A 17,652-nucleotide genomic window follows, 5' to 3' on the forward strand; every position below is an offset into this window, starting at 1 on the left:
TGTTGGTGAATGATAGAGTTGACCAATAGGACCCCTGCCCGCTTGAAAGAGAGTCGCATTTTTTTCTTCGGGCGGGGTTCTTTATTTTTTTAACACTATTCGTCGTAAACGATAGTGTAACCTCTGATTCCATGTTCGTGGGAATCAAGACCTGTACGCTCGTGCTCTTCTGAGACACGGATACCAACCGTCTTCTTCAAAACAAAGAAGATCACAAAAGCTGCAGTAAAGGCAGTAACGCCACAGATTGCAACACCGATAAGTTGAGTTAGCAATGTATGCTCAGGATTAGTGGAAAAAATACCCACTGCCAATGTTCCCCAAACCCCACAGGTCAGGTGAACCGACACGGCTCCTACTACATCGTCAAGGTGAAATTTATCTAAAAGGATGGCAGAAAGCACTACCAAAACGCCTCCGATTAAACCAACCAGCACTGCGGAACCTGGGTTAATTACATCGGCTCCAGCTGTAATGGCTACAAGACCAGCCAGAATACCGTTCAAAACCATCCCTAAGTCTAATCTCTTGAAAGCAAAGTAGGCTGTAAGGAATCCACCCAATCCACCTGCACAGGCTGCAAGAGAAGTAGTCACTAAAACAAAGGAAACCAATCCAGGATCAGCAGATAGCACTGAGCCACCATTAAATCCAAACCAGCCTAACCAAAGTAAGAATACACCGATTACGGCCAAAGGTACAGAAGCACCAGGCTTTTCTACAATTTTTCCGTTTACGTACTTACCGATTCGAGGGCCAACCAAGATCACACCGGCTAAGGCTCCCCATCCACCTACAGAGTGTACCAGCGTACTTCCTGCAAAGTCATAGAATCCCATGGCATCCAACGCGCCTCCACCCCATTTCCAGCTGCCTATCAAAGGATAAACAATTCCAACAAAGAAGAGAGTAAACACCAAATAGGCACCTAGTTTCACACGCTCAGCTATCGCGCCAGATACGATGGTGGCTGCTGTTGCAGCAAACATGGCTTGGAACAAGAAATCTGTCCAATAGGTATAGCCACCATCTGCATATGCAGAACTTACATCAGCACTGGCAGGTGAAAACCAGAACATGTTCCAACCGGCAAAATCAAAACTTAACCATCCTGGAGTTTCAAAACCAGGGTACATTAGGTAAAATCCAATGGCGGCATAGGAGATAATTCCGATAATTGGGGTGACGGTGTTTTTGAACAGGATGTTCACCGTGTTTTTGGCTTGGCCAAATCCAGCTTCCACTCCAGCAAATCCAAGGTGCATAATAAACACCAAGGCAGTGGAAAGCATCATCCAGACATTGTTTGTCGTGAGGATGTTTTGGGATATCTCCAAAGAGAGATCCATCGCGGCCACATCATTGGCCAACAGGGTTACGAAATACTTCATAGGTTTGAGATTAAAATTTGAACTTATTTCAAAATTTTCTATAGGTTTGAAAGCAAAAGCTTTGAACGAATGTAATTTAATTTTTGATAAAAAAACAAATCACATTTTTACAAAAAGTCATACTTACTTGAATTTTCAATTGATTTTTGAACCATATATTAACAATTTTTCAAAAAATGATTTAAAATAGATCATTTCATAGACCAATTAATTGATAAAATAATATTTCGAATAGATAAGTATTATTTTTTGAAATCGGTTGCGGGAAATAGAAATCAGAATAAATAAAAATTAAATAGCTCCTTATCGAACTATTATTCTGAAGAACCGAAAAAAACTAAATTTAATACTAAATTATCAGGATTATCAAATATATAAATTTTAAAAAAGCAGTATTTTTTTTCATCGAACCCTAAAAAAAACTCAATTTTAATTGAAACATTGGTTTGATTTTTAACCTTAAAAATAAAAAAGCCTGAAAAATTCCAGGCTCTTTGGCTTAAATCAAACCTCTTTTTTTACTTCGAAAGCTCAGCAAACTCTTTCGCAAAATAGGTTAGGATAATCTTAGCACCTGATCTCTTGATACTTGTAAGCATTTCTATCATAGCACGATCATTATCGAGCCAACCTTTCTCTGCTGAAGCTTTCAGCATACTATATTCACCAGACACATTATAAGCTGCAATAGGCAAGGGATAGTTATCTTTCAAAAGCTTGATAATATCTAAATAAGCCAAGGCAGGCTTCACCATTAAAAAGTCCGCACCTTCCTCCATGTCCAAATCAGCCTCAACTAGTGCCTCCTGAGAATTTGCGGGATTCATTTGATAAGTCTTTTTATCTCCAAACTTCGGAGCTGAATCCAATGCATCCCGGAAAGGACCATAAAATGCACTTGCATACTTAGCAGTATACGACATGATGGAAGTATCCGTAAAACCATTCTGATCCAATAATTCCCGGATATAGCCCACTCTTCCATCCATCATATCAGAAGGACCTAAAATATCAACCCCAGCATCAGCCTGTGCCAATGACATTCTTCCCAATACTTCCAGGGTTTCATCATTCAAAATCTTTCCATTTTTCACTATGCCATCATGACCATCGCTGCTATAAGGATCCATAGCCACATCAGACATCAAACAGATTTCGGGAAAGTTTTTCTTTATTTCCCTCAAGGCCTTTAGATAGAATGTATCTGGATTATAGCTTTCGGTTGCTATCGCATCTTTCAGGCTTTCAGGATATGCCGGAAAAACATCAATTGCCTGAATCCCCAACTTCATGCAGGATTCAACCTCACTTAGTAGGGTATCTGTAGAATACCGATAAATCCCAGGCATAGAATCTACAGGAATTCTCTTTCCACTCCCTTCCACCAAAAACATAGGAAAAATCAAATCCTTGACAGACAAGGTGGTTTCCTCCACCATATTTCGGATAACTTCTGATTTTCGATTTCTTCTTGGGCGTCTATTCATGGATTCTTAAAATTTCTTCAAAGTTACTAATGAGAATTTACCTGATAAAGTTTACATAGAAACAAAAAAAGCAGGACAGACCCTGCTTTTTCAATTTTTGGAAAATTCATTTTAGAAATTCACTTGAGCTTGAAGCCTAAGTAAACTACCTTTTTGTCTGTTATTTGGATTTGAGGAATCCTCGAAAGTTCGATCAGAAATAGTATACATCGTTACCAATTCAAAGTTTTTATGAGGCTGCCATTCAACTCCGATTTCAAATTCTTTTACTCTGTGCTTGGTTGCATCGGCCTCAAACTTCTTTCCTCCCTTATAATAATGGTAACGAGTAAACGGAATGATCAACCTTTCTCCTGCTTTAATTTGATAATTGGCCAAAATATATCCCCCACCTAAAGGAGCTTCAACCACTTTTCCTGACTCTGGGTCATATTCTGGCCCAACACCCCAGTTATACTCTGCTTGTAAACCAAAAGGCTGAGGATAAATAATTAAAGAAGGTCCATATCGATAATCTTTGAATTCATTCTGACCCGCATCAATTGTTGCACTTGGTCGAACAATATATTTCCCAGAATACCCTTGAAATGAGGCCTCTATGATCTGTCCAGATTTCAACAGAAAAGGATAAGTCATTCTGGACACCACATGAACGTTCTTATTCCTGTCTTGAGCATTCGGACCCTGACCATTGTAAAGGCCAAAACCGAACATCCCGTAATCTCCAGAACCTTTGAGTCCGGATGAGACTAAGTATCGAAATCTATCTCTGATTTCTTTGGGTGCATAATAAAAGAACACACCTGCCTCTCGCTCATTTGGAACTGCTGAATTCATCCCATCATGTCTATCCAGGGGCAATCTATTTTGACTGGATTGCATATTTTCAAAGCCGAACGGAACCTTTGACTGTCCTATACGCAAGCGAAACTCTTGCTTAGCATCCAAGGCTAAATCAAAATAAGCATCTCTGATTTGTGCCAAATTGGATCCTCCAGAAGCGAAGTCTGGCTGAATATATAAATAAACCCTTTCATGGATTTGCCCAAAAAACACAAGTCGAATTCGACGGAAGAAAAAACCTCCACCTTCTCCTCCCCAGGATTTATCACACTGATCACACGCCAAGTTAGGGTTAGTCTCGAATAGCCCGTTGTATCTTAATTGGGCATAACCTCGTAATCTGAGCGTTTCATACCATCCCTTTGTCGGGCTTGGCGATGGTACTACCTTGGAAGGTATAGAGTCACCATGCTCTCCTCTTGCAGAGAGAGCAGTAATGGTCATCACCGCCAATAAAGCAGTGATTGCGAAAATCCTTCGCATGGCAGGAAGATTTAATGAATAATAAATTGTACAGCGCTGCAAAGTACCACTTTAAAAGTGTCTGTATTGTTAACCGTATATTATCAATTCGTTACTCTCCTTAGATTATTAGTAAACAATCAAGCCGTTTTTTGAATTTTTTTGAAGTTTAGATAAAAAAAGTTTCACTTCCCGATGAAAAATTAATCCTCGAGAAGTCTAATTACAGTTTTTACATCAAGCTCCTTGTAATCGTTAATATATAAATGACATATCGGCAACTCTTCCTTTTGATGTGAAGAAAGAACCCCCACTACTTTCATCCCCGCATTCAATCCTGCTGTTATACCAGAATAAGAATCCTCAAAGACCAAACAATTTTCAGGACTTATCTGAAGCCTGGAAGCAGACTTCAAATAAACTTCCGGGTCAGGCTTATGTTTATTCACATCCTCACTGGCCAAAGAAGATTCAAAATGAGGAAAAAGATCCAGCTTACCTGCGATTAATTCCAGGTTTGCTTTCGGCGCTGATGTCGCCACTCCTGTTTTAAGGTTATTTTTTTTCAGACCGTGAAAAAATTCCAAGAAACCATCAATTGGATTGACATGGTGCTGATAGATTTCACGAAACAAACCTTCTTTTTCATCTTCTAAAATCAATAGCTCTTCCCCTTCTATCTTCCGCCCAAAAAAATGACTCATAATATAAGAGTTGCTTTTCCCATACATATGGGCTGCAAATTCTTCTTCCGTTGGGTATAAGTTTCTTTTTGCAAAAAACTCTTTGAATGCCATCGAATGAAATGGATTGGTATGACAGATCACCCCATCCATATCAAAAATCACTGCTTTACTCATGATTATATAATAAAAGAGTCGCTTTCCATAGTTAAATGAAAAGCGACTACTAGGTGTAAATTGAAATTATCGGTTGAATTCAGCAATTACTCTTTCTATAATATCGCAGCACTCATGTAATTGCTCCTCGGTCATCACCAAAGGTGGCGCAAAGCGGATAATATTTCCATGCGTTGGTTTAGCCAAGAGACCGTTTTCTGCAAGCTTTACACAAATGTCCCATGCTGTAGAACTATCTTCAGAGTCATTAATGACAACAGCATTCAATAACCCTTTGCCACGAACCAATTTTGCAATCGGGAATTTATCCACCATTTTTTGCATTCGATCCCTGAAAAGTTGCCCAAGCTTCCTAGCATTTTGGGCTAATTTTTCATCGCGAACAACCTCTAAAGCTGCCATGGCAACTTTTACCCCCAGAGGATTTCCTCCAAAAGTAGATCCATGCTGACCCGGCTTGATCACATCCATGATATCTTTATCTGCCAAAACTGCGGAAACCGGATAGAACCCACCTGAAATCGCCTTCCCCAAGATCAGCATATCTGGTTTTGTATAAGTCTCTTGCTTTTCGCAATGACCTTGGCAAGTACAGTTGCCGCAAACAGCCAATAAAGAACCAGTCCTTGCAATTCCTGTTTGAATCTCATCAGCAATCAACAGCACATTTTGCTCCTGACAGGCTGCCTTCGCTTGTCTGATATAATCATCTGCCGGTGTATACACCCCAGCTTCACCTTGTATAGGCTCCACCAAAAATGCAACTACGTTTTCCTGTTGCAAAGCAGCTTTCAAAGCTGTTATATCATTATAAGGTATGCGAATGAAGCCATCAGTATAAGGGCCAAAGTTTTTCCTAGCATTGGCATCATTGGAAAATGAAATGATAGTAGTAGTTCTTCCATGGAAGTTATTTTCAGCAACTATGATTTTGGCTTTGTTTTCAGCAACTCCTTTTCTCTCATAACCCCATTTTCTGGCGATTTTGATAGCTGTTTCCACACCTTCCGCACCGGTATTCATCGGTAGCACTTTGTCAAAGCCAAAATACTCGGTGATGTATTTCTCGAAAGGCCCAAGCACATCATTATAAAAAGCTCTGGAAGTCAAAGTAAGAGTTCCAGCCTGCTCAATTAATGCATCTTTGATACGAGGATGACAATGTCCTTGATTGACCGCGGAATAAGCAGATAGGAAATCATAATATTTTTTTCCTTCCACATCCCATAGGAACACCCCCTCACCCTTGCTTAATACCACAGGCAAAGGATGGTAATTATGTGCTCCATATTTATCTTCCAAGGCGATTGCCTGCTTGCTCGAAGTGATAGTCTCCATGTTTTTTCGTAAATTTGAGTTCTTAATTAATTCCTCTAATGCAAATATAACAAATGCAGAAGAGGGCTACTATGAAATCAGAAAAGAAGCAGGGTAAATTACCTGCCTTGGAGCCGGGAGATTATTATTTGAATGAGCAAGGCCTGATGGTCTTCACAGAAAAGTACCACCTCAAACGTGGTTATTGCTGCGGTAGTGGCTGCAAACACTGCCCATATCCCAAAGGCTGAAAATATTCCTGGATATTTTTAAAAGCCTTTGTTGTTAATTCCCAAAAAGTTCCGATATTTGCAGACTCATTACAGAAACGCATACAAATTACGATACATAATCATGGCAAAAGTTTGTGACATTACCGGAAAAAGACCTCGAGTAGGTAACAACGTGTCCCATGCAAACAACAAAACGAAGCGTAGATTTTACCCAAATCTTCATAAGAAGACTTTCTACGTACCTGAAGAGGATGCATGGATCACTTTAAAAGTGTGCTCTAAAGCATTGAAGACGATCAACAAAAAAGGTATCACTGCAGTTTTGAAAGAAGCGCAGGATAAAGGAATGATTGTAATCAGATAATCAAAGTCACGACGCAATAAAAGAATAAGAAGATGGCTAAGAAAGGAAATAGAGTACAAGTGATAATGGAATGCACAGAGCACAAGAACTCTGGCATGCCAGGTACTTCCAGATACATCACTACCAAGAACAGAAAGAATACAACTGAGAGATTGGAGTTGAAAAAATTCAACCCTATTCTTAAGAAAGTTACTGTTCATAAAGAAATTAAGTAATTTAAGCTCGGATTCAATCCGATAAAACGACAAAGATATGGCTAAGAAAGTAGTAGCAACCCTAAAAAAAGAAGGTGGCGTGTCTTACGCCAAAGTGATTAGAGCCGTGAAGTCTGAGAAGACCGGTGCATACACCTTCAGAGAAGAAATGGTTCCTTCCACATTGGTTCAGGATACCCTTAAGAAATAATTTGCCAAAAGCATCGTAATGATTTCTAGTCCCTCTGTCCATCGGTCAGCAGGGACTTTTTCATTATATTCCACTTTTAAATCATACTATCATGGGAATCTTTGGTTTCTTTTCAAAGGATAAAAAAGAAAGTCTGGATCAAGGACTTCAAAAGTCCAGCGACAATATCTTTTCCAAACTCAGTAAAGCTGTAGTTGGGAAATCCAAGGTAGACGAAGATGTATTGGATGAGCTGGAGGAGATCCTAATCACCTCTGATGTGGGTGTCGACACTACCATCAAAGTCATCCGAAGAATTGAGGAAAGAGTAGCTCGTGACAAATACCTGAATACAGAGGAGCTGGATGTTATCTTAAAAGAGGAAATAGCGGCTCTGTTGGAAGAGAATAATTCTCAGGATTTTCTAGACTTTGATTTACCTGAAGACAAAAAGCCTTATGTTATAATGGTTGTTGGGGTGAATGGAGTTGGCAAAACAACCACTATCGGAAAACTCGCTAACCTTTTTAAAAGTGCCGGTAAAAATGTGATTTTAGGAGCTGCTGATACTTTTAGAGCAGCCGCAGTAGACCAATTGATTCTCTGGGGCGATCGTGTTGGAGTACCTGTAATTTCTCACGGGATGAATACTGATCCAGCTTCTGTAGCTTTTGATGCAGTTAAGCAAGGCGTTGACCAAAAAGCTGACGTTGTAATTGTAGATACTGCAGGTAGACTTCATACGAAAATCAACCTGATGAATGAGTTGAGCAAGATCAAGCGGGTAATGCAAAAGTTTATCCCCGATGCACCTCATGAGATATTACTCGTACTGGATGGTTCTACAGGTCAAAATGCCTTCATTCAAGCAAAAGAGTTTACCAAGGCAACGGAAATCACATCCTTGGCCATTACCAAGTTAGACGGAACAGCCAAAGGTGGAGTAGTTATTGGTATTTCTGACCAATTCAAAATCCCGGTGAAATACATAGGGGTTGGGGAAAAAATGACTGATCTGCAAATCTTCAATCGAAAGGAGTTCGTTGATTCTCTTTTTACCAAAAAATAATCGAAGACCACAAACCAAAGAGGCTCTGGAATTTCCGGAGCTTTTTTTTTGCAAAAATTTGAACATTTAATTTTTATACCGTAATTTAATATGATATCATTTTAACATCATATTGAAATGGAAAAAATAACCAAACCCATCTCAGGCTACATGATTCTTTTATTGAATCTAGCCTTAATTCCAGCTGCTATATTTTCACTAGTCAATGGACAGGCAGTTCCTGGAATAGCATCTATTTTCGCATTCATTCTTCTCATTCCAGGTTATTTTATAGTGGAACCCAATAAAGCCATGGTATTACTCTTGTTTGGAGAATATAAGGGAACAGTGAAAGCAAACGGTTTTTTCTGGGTCAACCCTTTTATGACCAAGAAGAAAATTTCACTTCGGGTAAGAAACTTTGAAAACAAGCCACTCAAGGTAAATGACAAAATCGGTAATCCAGTCATGGTTGGTACCATCGTAGTTTGGCAAGTGGAAGACACTTTCAAAGCCACTTTTGATGTGGACGATTATGAAAACTTCGTTCATCTCCAATCAGACGCCGCCGTCAGAAAAATGGCTGGCTCCTATCCTTACGATAATTTTGAAGATGAAGAGGCAGAGATCACTCTTCGCTCAGGTGTGGAAGAGGTTAATAATTCCCTGGAGGAAGAGATTGTGGAAAGACTCAATCATGCCGGTATCAAAGTAATAGAAGCCCGAATTTCCCATTTGGCTTATGCTTCGGAGATTGCTTCCGCCATGCTTCAAAGACAGCAAGCCACGGCTATCGTCGCGGCAAGACAAAAGATTGTGGAAGGAGCTGTCGGGATGGTAGAAATGGCTTTAGAAGACCTGAAAGTGAAAGATATTATTGAGTTTGATGAGGATAAAAAAGCTACGATGGTATCCAACTTGATGGTAGTTCTTTGTTCAGATAAAAGTGCCAGCCCAGTTTTGAATGTAGGAACATTACATCAATAAAATGGCTAATAGAGTCTTCAACGAAAATCAAAACTACAGAGGAACTTGGGTCATGTACCTTTTACTCATGACAGAGGTACCCATACTCATACTTCTCTCTGTGGTTTTGATAAACTCTGACAGAGATGTCACAGAGAACTTAGTAGGCCTTAGTATTGCATCCATCGCCATTATTGGCACATTCTTGTTAATAATGAATATTCAACTGCAAACAAGAATTGATGATCAGGGTATACACTATAAGTTTTTCCCATTCATCAACAAATGGAGGCATATTCCAAGAGAAAAAATCAAATCTATAGAAGTGATTCATTACAGTCCAATCACCGATTATGGAGGATGGGGTTTGAAAGGAAACAAGACCAGCAAGGCTTATAGTATAGTAGGAGATGAAGGCTTACTAATTGATACCGGCGATTCTAAAAAGATAATGCTGGGAACACAAAAAGGGCCTGAGTTACGAGATTTTATCAATGATTGGAGGGAGGGTTAGATTATGTCAAGAAAAAAAGCATTTGCACTTCGCATCGATGAAGAAACCATGAAGGCCATCGAAAAATGGGCTGCAGATGAATTTCGTAGTACCAATGGTCAAATAGAATGGGTGATTAGAGAAGCGTTAAAAAAAGCAGGTAGGCTTCCGAAAAATTCTTAGTCAAAGGCTAATAATTGAACTCCAAAGAGAATCATTTCCTTATATAAGTGAGTATATTGGATAAACGAACTTTAAAATGAACACGATAAAGAAAACACTTCTTTTAAGCCTGATTGCAGTTTTTGGATTGATTATGATTCCAAATCTTGCTTCAGCCCAGACTTCAGAGATGTCTAAAGAAGAAAAAAAAGAAATCAAATCTGCAGAAAAGCTAGTCAAAGCGAAGATTGATTTGGGAAAAAAACTAGAAAAACTTCAAAAAGAAGAGGCTAAACTGGTTAAAACCCAAACCAAATTTGAAAGGGACAATGCAGCAGGAAAACTTTCTCCAAATGATGTTGAGAAAATCACCAAAAAAATCGCCAAGCAAAAGAAAAGTATTGAAGGCTTGAAAAAGGACATTGAAAAACTAGAGAAGTACATTAATGAAAATGAAGACGGCATATAGCCGTCTTTTTTCATTTAGATCTCAGGTTTATATAATAATTCCTCTTTTTCAAAGTCATACAAGGTCAAAGCCCTTAATTCATAATAGGCGACCCAAAAATCTTTCAATGCATTGAAATAAGCTCTCTTATTGCTGTCTTTTTCATTTTGAGCAATATTCAGATCAGTCACCGTGACATTGCCTGTCTGGTATCGTTTCAAAGCAATTTCGTATCTCCTTTGAGCCACTTCATCGGAAGTTTTAGTCACATTCAGCCGTTCCTTGATCATTAGGAAGTTTTTGACTTTGGTAAATATTTCCTGCTCAAAATTAATCACATCCTGCTGCACAGTATAGTTGACCAGTTGCTGATTTGCTTCCGCCTGAGCCATTCTCGCCTTATTTCTTCCCCAGTCCAAAATAGGCACCGACACCCCTAAATTCACCAAAGCTTGTGTATTGGGATTGTTGAAAATATCAGGGAAAGCAAAAGCGGCATTGTTATAACCGTAACTCGCATTTAGTTGCATTCCTATTCTCTGACCCTTCGCTTCTGCCACCTGAGCTTCTGCTTCGAGTTTCCTTCGGTCAAACCCTAAAGCTTCAGATCGGTTTTGAAAAGCCAATCGAATTGCTTCTTCCACATTGACTTCAAAATCAGGCAAGTTTTCAGGGGATAACAAGCTAATTTTTGTACTGGGATCTAACCCTATAAATGAGTTGACTGAAAGCGCTGAACTCTCCAGATCCAATTTTGCCTGAGCTAGATCCTGCCTTGCCTGTAAGGCCTGAAGTTCAACCTGAAGTAGTCGATCCTCGAAAGTAGTCCCTAACTCATAACGCTTCTTTTCTATGGAAAAAATCTCTTCCGTGTTTTCTAGGTTTTGAGTTGCTACCTGTAGGTTTACCTGAGCTATCAGATAGTCAAAAAACAATTGAGTCACAAACAAAGAAACCTCTTCCATCTCCTGTACATACTCTCTTTTACTTTCTTCAAAAAGCAAAGGCTGAATCTTCTTATCCCATTTGAATTGGTTATAAGCAAAAAGCGGCTGTTGCAATCTGACATTCACAGGAACTCCCGACCAGCGGGTCTGGATTTCATTTGGACCCGCCAGGAAATTATCAAAACGGTTGGTTGAGGTATTCACAGATATTATCCCTCCTGTTGGAGCAATTACCTGCTGCAGTCCCAATTCCAAATCCATAAAATTCTGTCTTACCTGCAAAAACTCAATGCTACCATCCGGCTGAGTGATACTATTAAAAGCCTGAGAATAGCTTGGAATTGTCCCATTGAGGCGAAGTTGAGGATTGTAATTGGACCTGAAAAGCCTGTATTGCCAATACCTGTTTTCTTTTCTGGTCAATGCTCTTAAGGCTGCGGGAGATCTATCTTTAGCTCGTTGAACCATTTCCTGAAGCGTATAAGTAGCTTCATTTTGGGCTTTTAAATCGGTTGGAAAATAAGTCAGAGCAAAAAATAATAAGCCAATAAAGTGTCTTTTTTTCATCAGATTTTAAATCATAATATGGTAATTTGAACTAAAATAATGATAGTTCTACGAATTACAAATTATGCCTAGGTATCAAAATCCTAAAAAATCCTAAACACTCTATTATTGATCATTATTTCAGGCAAAAAGGATTGATTAACTTGCAGCCTGAATAGCGATATGAAGAAGATAATCAGTTTTGTCATCCGGTATATTCCCAGACCATTTCTACAAAGAGTAAGTCCTTTGGCCATGAAATTTTTCGCCATAACTAATCGTGGCAGCGCAGTTCAATGCCCCGTTTGTGAAAAATCATACAAAAAATTCCTCCCTTACGGCCGGATAGCAAGGGAAAATGCTCTTTGCCCCAACTGCCTTTCCTTAGAAAGACACAGGTTGATGTGGCTTTATTTAAAAGAAAAAACCAACTTCTTCACGGCTCCATTGAAAGTTTTGCATGTAGCACCAGAGCATTGTTTCATCCAGCGATTTGAAGCCCTTCCTAATTTGGAGTATATCACAGGAGATATTGAGTCTCCCTTGGCAAAAGTTAAAATGGACGTTCATGATATCCCCTTTCCGGAAAATACATTTGATGTAGTATTCTGCAACCATGTCTTGGAACACGTAGAAGACGATATAAGGGCTTGTCAGGAGTTTAATAGAGTCCTGAAGCCAAGCGGATGGGCTATTCTCCAGTCTCCAGTATACCCTATAGAAACAACTCTGGAAGACTCCTCCATTACAGACCCTGCTGAAAGAGAAAAACTCTTTGGCCAAAGAGACCATGTTCGAAAATTCGGTAAAGATTACGCAGAAAGATTGAGGCGCTCAGGATTGCGCATAGAAGAAAATCAATTCGTGAAGGAATTATCCGAAGAAAAAGTATCGCACTTTGCTTTACCTTCTCAGGAAATCATTTTTGTCTGTAAAAAAGGAGATTAGCCTTTGAATTGTTTTAACACCAGTTCATAAATCAGACCTTTCCCATAGGCTGAGAGTTGTATAACTGAGCAGACTAAGGCCAAAAATCCTGTAAGCAATGACTTGGTTTGAAGAGATCCAGAAACTAGGATTAAGAAGGCCCATAGACAGATCAATCCTCGTTGAAGTTGAATAGTAAGAGGATGCCAACCAATCAAAGTCATAAATAGAAACAGGAGAAAAAGGGAGGGAAACAAATGAACCAGCTTGATTGCTCCTGGATGAAACCTTGACACATTCACTCTGTTTCTCCCAAAAGAAAATGCCTGTTTGGTGAAGCTTAAAAGTGTATTTTTTCGCTTATGATAAACAAAGGCATCTTCGATTAACTCCAATTTAAATCCTGCCTTTTTTATTCGGATACTCCATTCAATATCTTCTCCCCTATTGGGATCCACAAATCCCCCAGTACTGTCGAAGACTTTTCTGGAAACTCCCATATTAAAGCCTCTTGCCTGATACTTGGAGGGATCTTTTAATTTACCTCTAATACCCCCTGTTGTCCAGAAAGAGGTCATGGCAAAATCCATTGCCTTCTGAAGAGCTGTAAATTCTTCTTTTGCAGCATCTGGCCCTCCGTATGCATCCAATTTCCTTTTCGGAATTTCCTCTGATAAGACTTGCAGAAAATTTGGTGGGAGAATTACATCCGAGTCTAGAATGACAAAAAAGTCACCAGAAGCATTTTTCATACCAAAATTTCGGGCAAAGCCCTGACCTAAATTTTCCTGATAAAAATACCGGACCTCTAGGTCTGAGGAAAAAGAAGCCGCAATTTCTTCAGATTTGATATAAGACCCATCCTCAACAATGACAACTTCAAAATCTGAATAACTCTGATTTTGTAGACTTTCTAAAAGTTCTCGAATTTCCTGAGGACGATTATAGACCGGTATGATTACCGAAAATTTCATCAAAAGTGAAAATTGATTTCTTCATCAATTTTGTATTCAGTTTCCTTAGATTGATTAGATGTCATCAATTCTGCAATGAAGCCTGTCACAAACAACTGAACTCCTATAATCAAGGCAACCAAGGCCAAAAAGAATAAAGGTTGGTCTACGATTTCCCGAACTGGTTTTCCCTGGCTTAGCCCATAAACTTTTTGAAAAATCAGCCAGCAGGTAATAATAAATCCTGAAAAGAAGGAAAGAGTACCCCACAATCCGAAAAAATGCATAGGCTTCTTTTTATATCTGTGGACAAATGAAACCGAAATCAGGTCTAAAAACCCATTCAGGAAACGCTCGATCCCAAATTTGGAATATCCATATTTTCTGGCCTGATGCTGAACGACTTTTTCACCGATTTTCGCAAACCCATTCCATTTTGCCAAAAGGGGGATATAGCGATGCATCTCCCCATAGATTTGAATGTTTTTAACCACTTTAGACCTATAGGCTTTCAATCCGCAATTGAAATCATGAAGTTTTATTCCTGATATCCAACGGGTAACTGCATTAAAAAATCGGGAAGGAATCGTTTTAGAAATAGGGTCATGCCGTTCTTTTTTCCAGCCAGACACTACATCATACCCTTCTTCTGTTATCATTTTATAGAGTCCCGGAATTTCTTCGGGACTGTCTTGCAAGTCAGCGTCCAAGGTAATCACTACTTGCCCTTCAGCCTTTTTAAATCCAGCGTCTAAAGCCGCAGATTTCCCGTAGTTCCGGATAAAATTAAGCCCTTTGATATTTCCATTTTCTTTGGCGAGACGCTGGATTACTTCCCAAGACTGATCGGTACTTCCATCATTGACCAATATGATTTCATAAGAAAAGCCGTGGTCATTACAGACACGGCTAATCCATTGGGTCAATTCCGGTAAAGATTCCTCCTCGTTGAATACTGGAACTACAGCTGAGACTTGAAGCATTTTAATAATCTAGGGACTTATCTCTTTTTTTAAGGATAGCACCCAAAATTAAGGCAATGATTGCATATACTATCAATCCAAAGCCAAAGTTTTTGATTTGGCCTCCTAGCGTAAAATTATTCCTGGTAGCTTCCCTCATCTCATCCAGCTGCTCAGTACTCATATTATCAGGATTAGCACCAAAACTCTCCATAATTTCCAGAGTATTCTGAACTGATGCATCTGCGAGTACATCTGGTAATGATGGGTCTATCACATGAAATAGTAGGATTTGCCCTATAATGCTAATTATTCCTGAGATGATAATAGCTATAAAGCTAAAGTTAAAAGCTGTCCCAAAACTCATGAACCCACCTAATTCAGCTCTGTATTGTCTTCCGAAATAAATAATCAAAATAAAAAACAATACGATTGCAACTAAGCCAAACCAACCAGAAGCGAGTAAATTAGAATCGATAAAATAAGCAATATAAGTTATTGCCAAAGAAACTAGGCCGATTGTCAAACCAGGTTGGACAGCGGCTTTAAAAGGAGTTTGTTGCTCTTCCATAAGTGATCAATTAGGGTTTTTCCTCAAAATAATAGAAATAATAATGGTAAAAAACAGTCCGGGGATGATTTTCCAAATAGCATCATTCAATCCAATGTCAAAAGGAACCATGAATTGTACATTTTTTAAAGTACTCTGATAGGAATCCTCTCCCACTTGAGATATAATAGTGTCTTTACTTGATCCCAAGACCTCAAGTTTGGAGGATTTGATTTCTTCAAATAATTCAGGAAATGAAAGCAAAATTATCCAAATACCTAATCCTGAGATAATGGCAATCAAGCAATAGGTCACAAAACCAACCGACATCCCTTCGGCAAAAGAAATAAAGCCGTTATTAGAATAATCTTTGAAAAACTTCAAAGCCAAAAATATGGATATGGGAGTGATGACATAGCCGAAAATCAAATTCAGATTCGTAGGATCCGGTTCCATCCAAGCTAATATCCCGAAAGCTATGACACTTAAGATTCCACCTAAGGTTCCGAATTGATACGCAGATCCAAAATATTTATTCATCAATTTTTATCAAGTTCCCTTTTTGAAACACATACTTCACTTTACCGGTCAATTCAGTTCCGAACCAAGGGTGATTGGCTGAAAGAGACTTATTGGATTTACGATTATAAGTCCACTTTTCCGCTGGATCAAAAATCGTCCAAGAACTATCCTGGTTATCGGACAAAACTTTGGTTGGCCCATCCGTGATTTTTTCAATCAAAAGATCCCAGCCCAATTCTTTTGCAAGCTTTACCATGGCAGGAAGAAATGTTTGAAGGCCAGACATCCCAAAAGAGGCGAGGTCAAACTCCATAAATTTGGAGTCAAAATCCTGAGGCTGATGGTTGGACACCAAGGCATCTATAGTTCCATCTTTGAGGCCTTTAATCAAGGCTTTTCGCTCTGCAACACCTCTGAAAGGTGGAATCACTTTATAATTGGGATCAAACTCCTTTAAGTCAGAGTCTGAAAACAAGAGTTGATAGATGGATACATCAGCAGTAACGGCCAAGCCTTCTTTTTTAGCTTGTCGAATTAATTCCACCCCTTTTGCTGTGGATATTGTTTGAAAATGGACTCTACCACCTGCGTAGCGAATCAATTCCAGGTTACGGTGTATGGCCACTTCTTCGGCCAAAGAAGGCATCCCTTTCATACCCAAATGAGTAGACATCTCTCCTTCGTGCATTTGTCCGAAAATAGATAATAAAGGATCATATGCATGGTCAAACAGAATACCCTCAAACTTTTGCAAATACTGAATAACTTTTAAATAGCGATCGCTATTAGAAAGGGGCTTATTACCTTCTCCAAAAATTCTAACACCAGATTGGTAATGCATATCCAGGATTTCGGTCAAATCTTCTCCGTCGGTGTTTTTGGTTACAGCACCTTGAACAATCAATTTAGGAGAATATTGAGCAGCCTTGGATTTGATGAAATCAACCTCATTTTTGGATTGAACGACAGGATCTGTATTGGGCATTAAAACAGCCCTTGAAAAACCACTTACTTGAAGTGATTCGCATAGACTTTCAATAGTTTCCTTGTACTCCAATCCAGGTTCTCCGGCTTTAACGCGAAGATCAGTCCAGCCTGGACTAGCAATCCAGCCGGTGGCATTTATTTCATTTTTTGGTGATTCTTTGGAGGGAGAAAAAGGAGTGAAATTCCCTTGATCAAAAATAAAATCTCCTTGAGTAGATTTTCCTGAAGCAATGAGGGTAATACCTCTGAATAGTACAGCCATTATTTCTGATTTGCTACAAAACTGCAACAATATTCTAAAAATGAAAAATAAACTTCAGTGTCAGGGGATAAATCTATTCATTACCCGTCATGGGAGGAGTAATTGGGTTATTGGTTATTGAGTTATTTGTTATTGAGTAATTAGTTGTTGGAATACGTCTCCCGTTGAATTCTTTACCCTTTTACCTTTCTGACTTAACCTTCCCTTTGGGAGATAAACTTTAAAAACTTCCCTTCTACCCACAGCCTACTGCCTGCTATTCCTGAACTGAATAAACTTCATTGGGACGAATAACCAGTAGTCCGTTCTTTCAGCTTTCTCACTTAAGCTTTCAGCCTTTCATACCTACTGTCTACTCAATGCTGCCTACTATTTATAAACTAAAAAAATCAATAGGAAAAGCGACTAAAAGTCCACTCTTTCAGCCTGCCTCCTGCAGATAAACTTTCTCACTTCAGAATTCAGCCTTTCCATGCCTTCTCGTCTCTCGCTTCTAGGTTCTCGCTTCTCTGTAGCTCTAAAACACAAAAACCCCAGC

At 39.1% G+C, this 17,652-nt stretch carries 21 protein-coding genes; 10 read left to right on the forward strand and 11 right to left on the reverse strand.

What is annotated here, in order from left to right; genetic code table 11:
• Positions 1-95: 95 nt before the first annotated feature.
• The 5 genes from FL972_RS04375 to rocD form a co-directional block, all read right to left on the reverse strand.
• Positions 96-1,391, reverse strand: a complete 1,296-nt coding sequence (locus tag FL972_RS04375; protein WP_144603874.1) for an ammonium transporter — start codon at positions 1,389-1,391, stop codon at positions 96-98.
• Between the two features lie 518 nt (positions 1,392-1,909).
• Positions 1,910-2,878 carry a porphobilinogen synthase gene (gene hemB, locus FL972_RS04380; RefSeq protein WP_144603875.1) on the reverse strand — a complete coding sequence of 323 codons (969 nt, stop codon included), beginning with the start codon at positions 2,876-2,878 and terminating at the stop codon, positions 1,910-1,912.
• Between the two features lie 111 nt (positions 2,879-2,989).
• Positions 2,990-4,204: a porin gene (locus tag FL972_RS04385; protein ID WP_144603876.1), complete on the reverse strand. Its 1,215-nt coding sequence runs from the start codon at positions 4,202-4,204 to the stop codon at positions 2,990-2,992.
• A gap of 182 nt (positions 4,205-4,386) precedes the next feature.
• Positions 4,387-5,043, reverse strand: a complete 657-nt coding sequence (locus FL972_RS04390; RefSeq protein WP_144603877.1) for an HAD family hydrolase — start codon at positions 5,041-5,043, stop codon at positions 4,387-4,389.
• Between the two features lie 66 nt (positions 5,044-5,109).
• Positions 5,110-6,381, reverse strand: a complete 1,272-nt coding sequence (gene rocD, locus FL972_RS04395) for an ornithine--oxo-acid transaminase (protein WP_144603878.1) — start codon at positions 6,379-6,381, stop codon at positions 5,110-5,112.
• A 71-nt stretch (positions 6,382-6,452) separates the two neighbouring features.
• Between rocD and FL972_RS19360 the strand changes: the two genes are divergently transcribed.
• The 9 genes from FL972_RS19360 (at position 6,453) to FL972_RS04435 (ending at position 10,479) form a co-directional block, all read left to right on the forward strand.
• Positions 6,453-6,611, forward strand: coding sequence for a DUF5522 domain-containing protein (locus tag FL972_RS19360; RefSeq protein WP_175557828.1), 159 nt, complete (start codon positions 6,453-6,455; stop codon positions 6,609-6,611).
• A gap of 103 nt (positions 6,612-6,714) precedes the next feature.
• Positions 6,715-6,957, forward strand: coding sequence for a 50S ribosomal protein L28 (rpmB, locus tag FL972_RS04400; protein WP_091648551.1), 243 nt, complete (start codon positions 6,715-6,717; stop codon positions 6,955-6,957).
• Positions 6,958-6,989: 32 nt separating this feature from the next.
• Complete coding sequence (rpmG, locus tag FL972_RS04405; RefSeq protein ID WP_009036148.1) at positions 6,990-7,172, forward strand: 50S ribosomal protein L33; 183 nt, start codon at positions 6,990-6,992, stop codon at positions 7,170-7,172.
• A 37-nt stretch (positions 7,173-7,209) separates the two neighbouring features.
• On the forward strand, positions 7,210-7,362 hold the full coding sequence (locus FL972_RS04410) for a DUF4295 domain-containing protein (protein WP_091648549.1): 153 nt from the start codon (positions 7,210-7,212) through the stop codon (positions 7,360-7,362).
• A 91-nt stretch (positions 7,363-7,453) separates the two neighbouring features.
• Positions 7,454-8,410 carry a signal recognition particle-docking protein FtsY gene (ftsY, locus tag FL972_RS04415; RefSeq protein WP_091648546.1) on the forward strand — a complete coding sequence of 319 codons (957 nt, stop codon included), beginning with the start codon at positions 7,454-7,456 and terminating at the stop codon, positions 8,408-8,410.
• Between the two features lie 117 nt (positions 8,411-8,527).
• The gene (locus FL972_RS04420; RefSeq protein WP_144603879.1) at positions 8,528-9,376 is read left to right on the forward strand and encodes an SPFH domain-containing protein; all 849 of its coding nucleotides are present in this window, start codon (positions 8,528-8,530) and stop codon (positions 9,374-9,376) included.
• Position 9,377: 1 nt separating this feature from the next.
• Positions 9,378-9,869, forward strand: a complete 492-nt coding sequence (locus tag FL972_RS04425) for a hypothetical protein (RefSeq protein WP_144603880.1) — start codon at positions 9,378-9,380, stop codon at positions 9,867-9,869.
• A 3-nt stretch (positions 9,870-9,872) separates the two neighbouring features.
• Entirely contained in the window at positions 9,873-10,031 is a 159-nt protein-coding gene (locus tag FL972_RS04430; RefSeq protein ID WP_144603881.1) for an Arc family DNA-binding protein, read from the forward strand.
• 76 nt (positions 10,032-10,107) lie between these two features.
• A complete protein-coding gene (locus tag FL972_RS04435; RefSeq protein ID WP_144603882.1) occupies positions 10,108-10,479 on the forward strand; it encodes a hypothetical protein in 372 nt (123 codons plus the stop codon).
• A 14-nt stretch (positions 10,480-10,493) separates the two neighbouring features.
• Here the strand turns inward: FL972_RS04435 and FL972_RS04440 are convergent, their stop codons facing one another.
• Complete coding sequence (locus FL972_RS04440) at positions 10,494-11,972, reverse strand: TolC family protein (protein WP_144603883.1); 1,479 nt, start codon at positions 11,970-11,972, stop codon at positions 10,494-10,496.
• Between the two features lie 162 nt (positions 11,973-12,134).
• Between FL972_RS04440 and FL972_RS04445 the strand changes: the two genes are divergently transcribed.
• Positions 12,135-12,899 (forward strand): class I SAM-dependent methyltransferase, encoded by a 765-nt coding sequence (locus tag FL972_RS04445; protein WP_144603884.1) that lies wholly within the window; start codon positions 12,135-12,137, stop codon positions 12,897-12,899.
• Here FL972_RS04445 and FL972_RS04450 read toward each other — a convergent pair.
• Genes FL972_RS04450 through FL972_RS04470 form a run of 5 tightly spaced genes read right to left on the reverse strand, consistent with a single transcriptional unit; the run spans position 12,896 to position 17,114 of the window.
• On the reverse strand, positions 12,896-13,852 hold the full coding sequence (locus FL972_RS04450) for a glycosyltransferase (RefSeq protein ID WP_144603885.1): 957 nt from the start codon (positions 13,850-13,852) through the stop codon (positions 12,896-12,898). The two genes, FL972_RS04445 and FL972_RS04450, sit on opposite strands and share 4 nt — an antisense overlap.
• Complete coding sequence (locus tag FL972_RS04455) at positions 13,852-14,814, reverse strand: glycosyltransferase family 2 protein (protein ID WP_144603886.1); 963 nt, start codon at positions 14,812-14,814, stop codon at positions 13,852-13,854. Before FL972_RS04455 ends, FL972_RS04450 begins: the two co-directional genes overlap by 1 nt.
• A gap of 1 nt (position 14,815) precedes the next feature.
• Complete coding sequence (locus tag FL972_RS04460) at positions 14,816-15,364, reverse strand: DUF4199 domain-containing protein (RefSeq protein ID WP_144603887.1); 549 nt, start codon at positions 15,362-15,364, stop codon at positions 14,816-14,818.
• Positions 15,365-15,370: 6 nt separating this feature from the next.
• On the reverse strand, positions 15,371-15,883 hold the full coding sequence (locus tag FL972_RS04465) for a DUF4199 domain-containing protein (RefSeq protein ID WP_144603888.1): 513 nt from the start codon (positions 15,881-15,883) through the stop codon (positions 15,371-15,373).
• Complete coding sequence (locus tag FL972_RS04470) at positions 15,876-17,114, reverse strand: dihydroorotase (RefSeq protein ID WP_144603889.1); 1,239 nt, start codon at positions 17,112-17,114, stop codon at positions 15,876-15,878. The genes FL972_RS04465 and FL972_RS04470 overlap by 8 nt, the downstream gene beginning before the upstream one ends.
• Between the last annotated feature and the right edge of the window lie 538 nt (positions 17,115-17,652).

It is taken from the genome of Algoriphagus algorifonticola (assembly GCF_007655305.1).
Lineage (GTDB): Bacteria > Bacteroidota > Bacteroidia > Cytophagales > Cyclobacteriaceae > Algoriphagus > Algoriphagus algorifonticola.

Coding starts and splice junctions, on each gene's coding strand:
- FL972_RS04420 (WP_144603879.1), top strand. CDS start 8,528: ATGGAAAAAATAACCAAACCCATCTCAGGCTACATGATTCTTTTATTG.
- FL972_RS19360 (WP_175557828.1), top strand. CDS start 6,453: ATGAAATCAGAAAAGAAGCAGGGTAAATTACCTGCCTTGGAGCCGGGA.
- FL972_RS04430 (WP_144603881.1), top strand. CDS start 9,873: ATGTCAAGAAAAAAAGCATTTGCACTTCGCATCGATGAAGAAACCATG.
- FL972_RS04390 (WP_144603877.1), bottom strand. CDS start 5,043: ATGAGTAAAGCAGTGATTTTTGATATGGATGGGGTGATCTGTCATACC.
- FL972_RS04445 (WP_144603884.1), top strand. CDS start 12,135: ATGAAGAAGATAATCAGTTTTGTCATCCGGTATATTCCCAGACCATTT.
- rpmG (WP_009036148.1), top strand. CDS start 6,990: ATGGCTAAGAAAGGAAATAGAGTACAAGTGATAATGGAATGCACAGAG.
- rpmB (WP_091648551.1), top strand. CDS start 6,715: ATGGCAAAAGTTTGTGACATTACCGGAAAAAGACCTCGAGTAGGTAAC.
- FL972_RS04375 (WP_144603874.1), bottom strand. CDS start 1,391: ATGAAGTATTTCGTAACCCTGTTGGCCAATGATGTGGCCGCGATGGAT.
- FL972_RS04470 (WP_144603889.1), bottom strand. CDS start 17,114: ATGGCTGTACTATTCAGAGGTATTACCCTCATTGCTTCAGGAAAATCT.
- FL972_RS04385 (WP_144603876.1), bottom strand. CDS start 4,204: ATGCGAAGGATTTTCGCAATCACTGCTTTATTGGCGGTGATGACCATT.
- FL972_RS04460 (WP_144603887.1), bottom strand. CDS start 15,364: ATGGAAGAGCAACAAACTCCTTTTAAAGCCGCTGTCCAACCTGGTTTG.
- FL972_RS04410 (WP_091648549.1), top strand. CDS start 7,210: ATGGCTAAGAAAGTAGTAGCAACCCTAAAAAAAGAAGGTGGCGTGTCT.
- FL972_RS04435 (WP_144603882.1), top strand. CDS start 10,108: ATGAACACGATAAAGAAAACACTTCTTTTAAGCCTGATTGCAGTTTTT.
- FL972_RS04425 (WP_144603880.1), top strand. CDS start 9,378: ATGGCTAATAGAGTCTTCAACGAAAATCAAAACTACAGAGGAACTTGG.
- FL972_RS04465 (WP_144603888.1), bottom strand. CDS start 15,883: ATGAATAAATATTTTGGATCTGCGTATCAATTCGGAACCTTAGGTGGA.
- FL972_RS04440 (WP_144603883.1), bottom strand. CDS start 11,972: ATGAAAAAAAGACACTTTATTGGCTTATTATTTTTTGCTCTGACTTAT.
- FL972_RS04450 (WP_144603885.1), bottom strand. CDS start 13,852: ATGAAATTTTCGGTAATCATACCGGTCTATAATCGTCCTCAGGAAATT.
- ftsY (WP_091648546.1), top strand. CDS start 7,454: ATGGGAATCTTTGGTTTCTTTTCAAAGGATAAAAAAGAAAGTCTGGAT.
- hemB (WP_144603875.1), bottom strand. CDS start 2,878: ATGAATAGACGCCCAAGAAGAAATCGAAAATCAGAAGTTATCCGAAAT.
- rocD (WP_144603878.1), bottom strand. CDS start 6,381: ATGGAGACTATCACTTCGAGCAAGCAGGCAATCGCCTTGGAAGATAAA.
- FL972_RS04455 (WP_144603886.1), bottom strand. CDS start 14,814: ATGCTTCAAGTCTCAGCTGTAGTTCCAGTATTCAACGAGGAGGAATCT.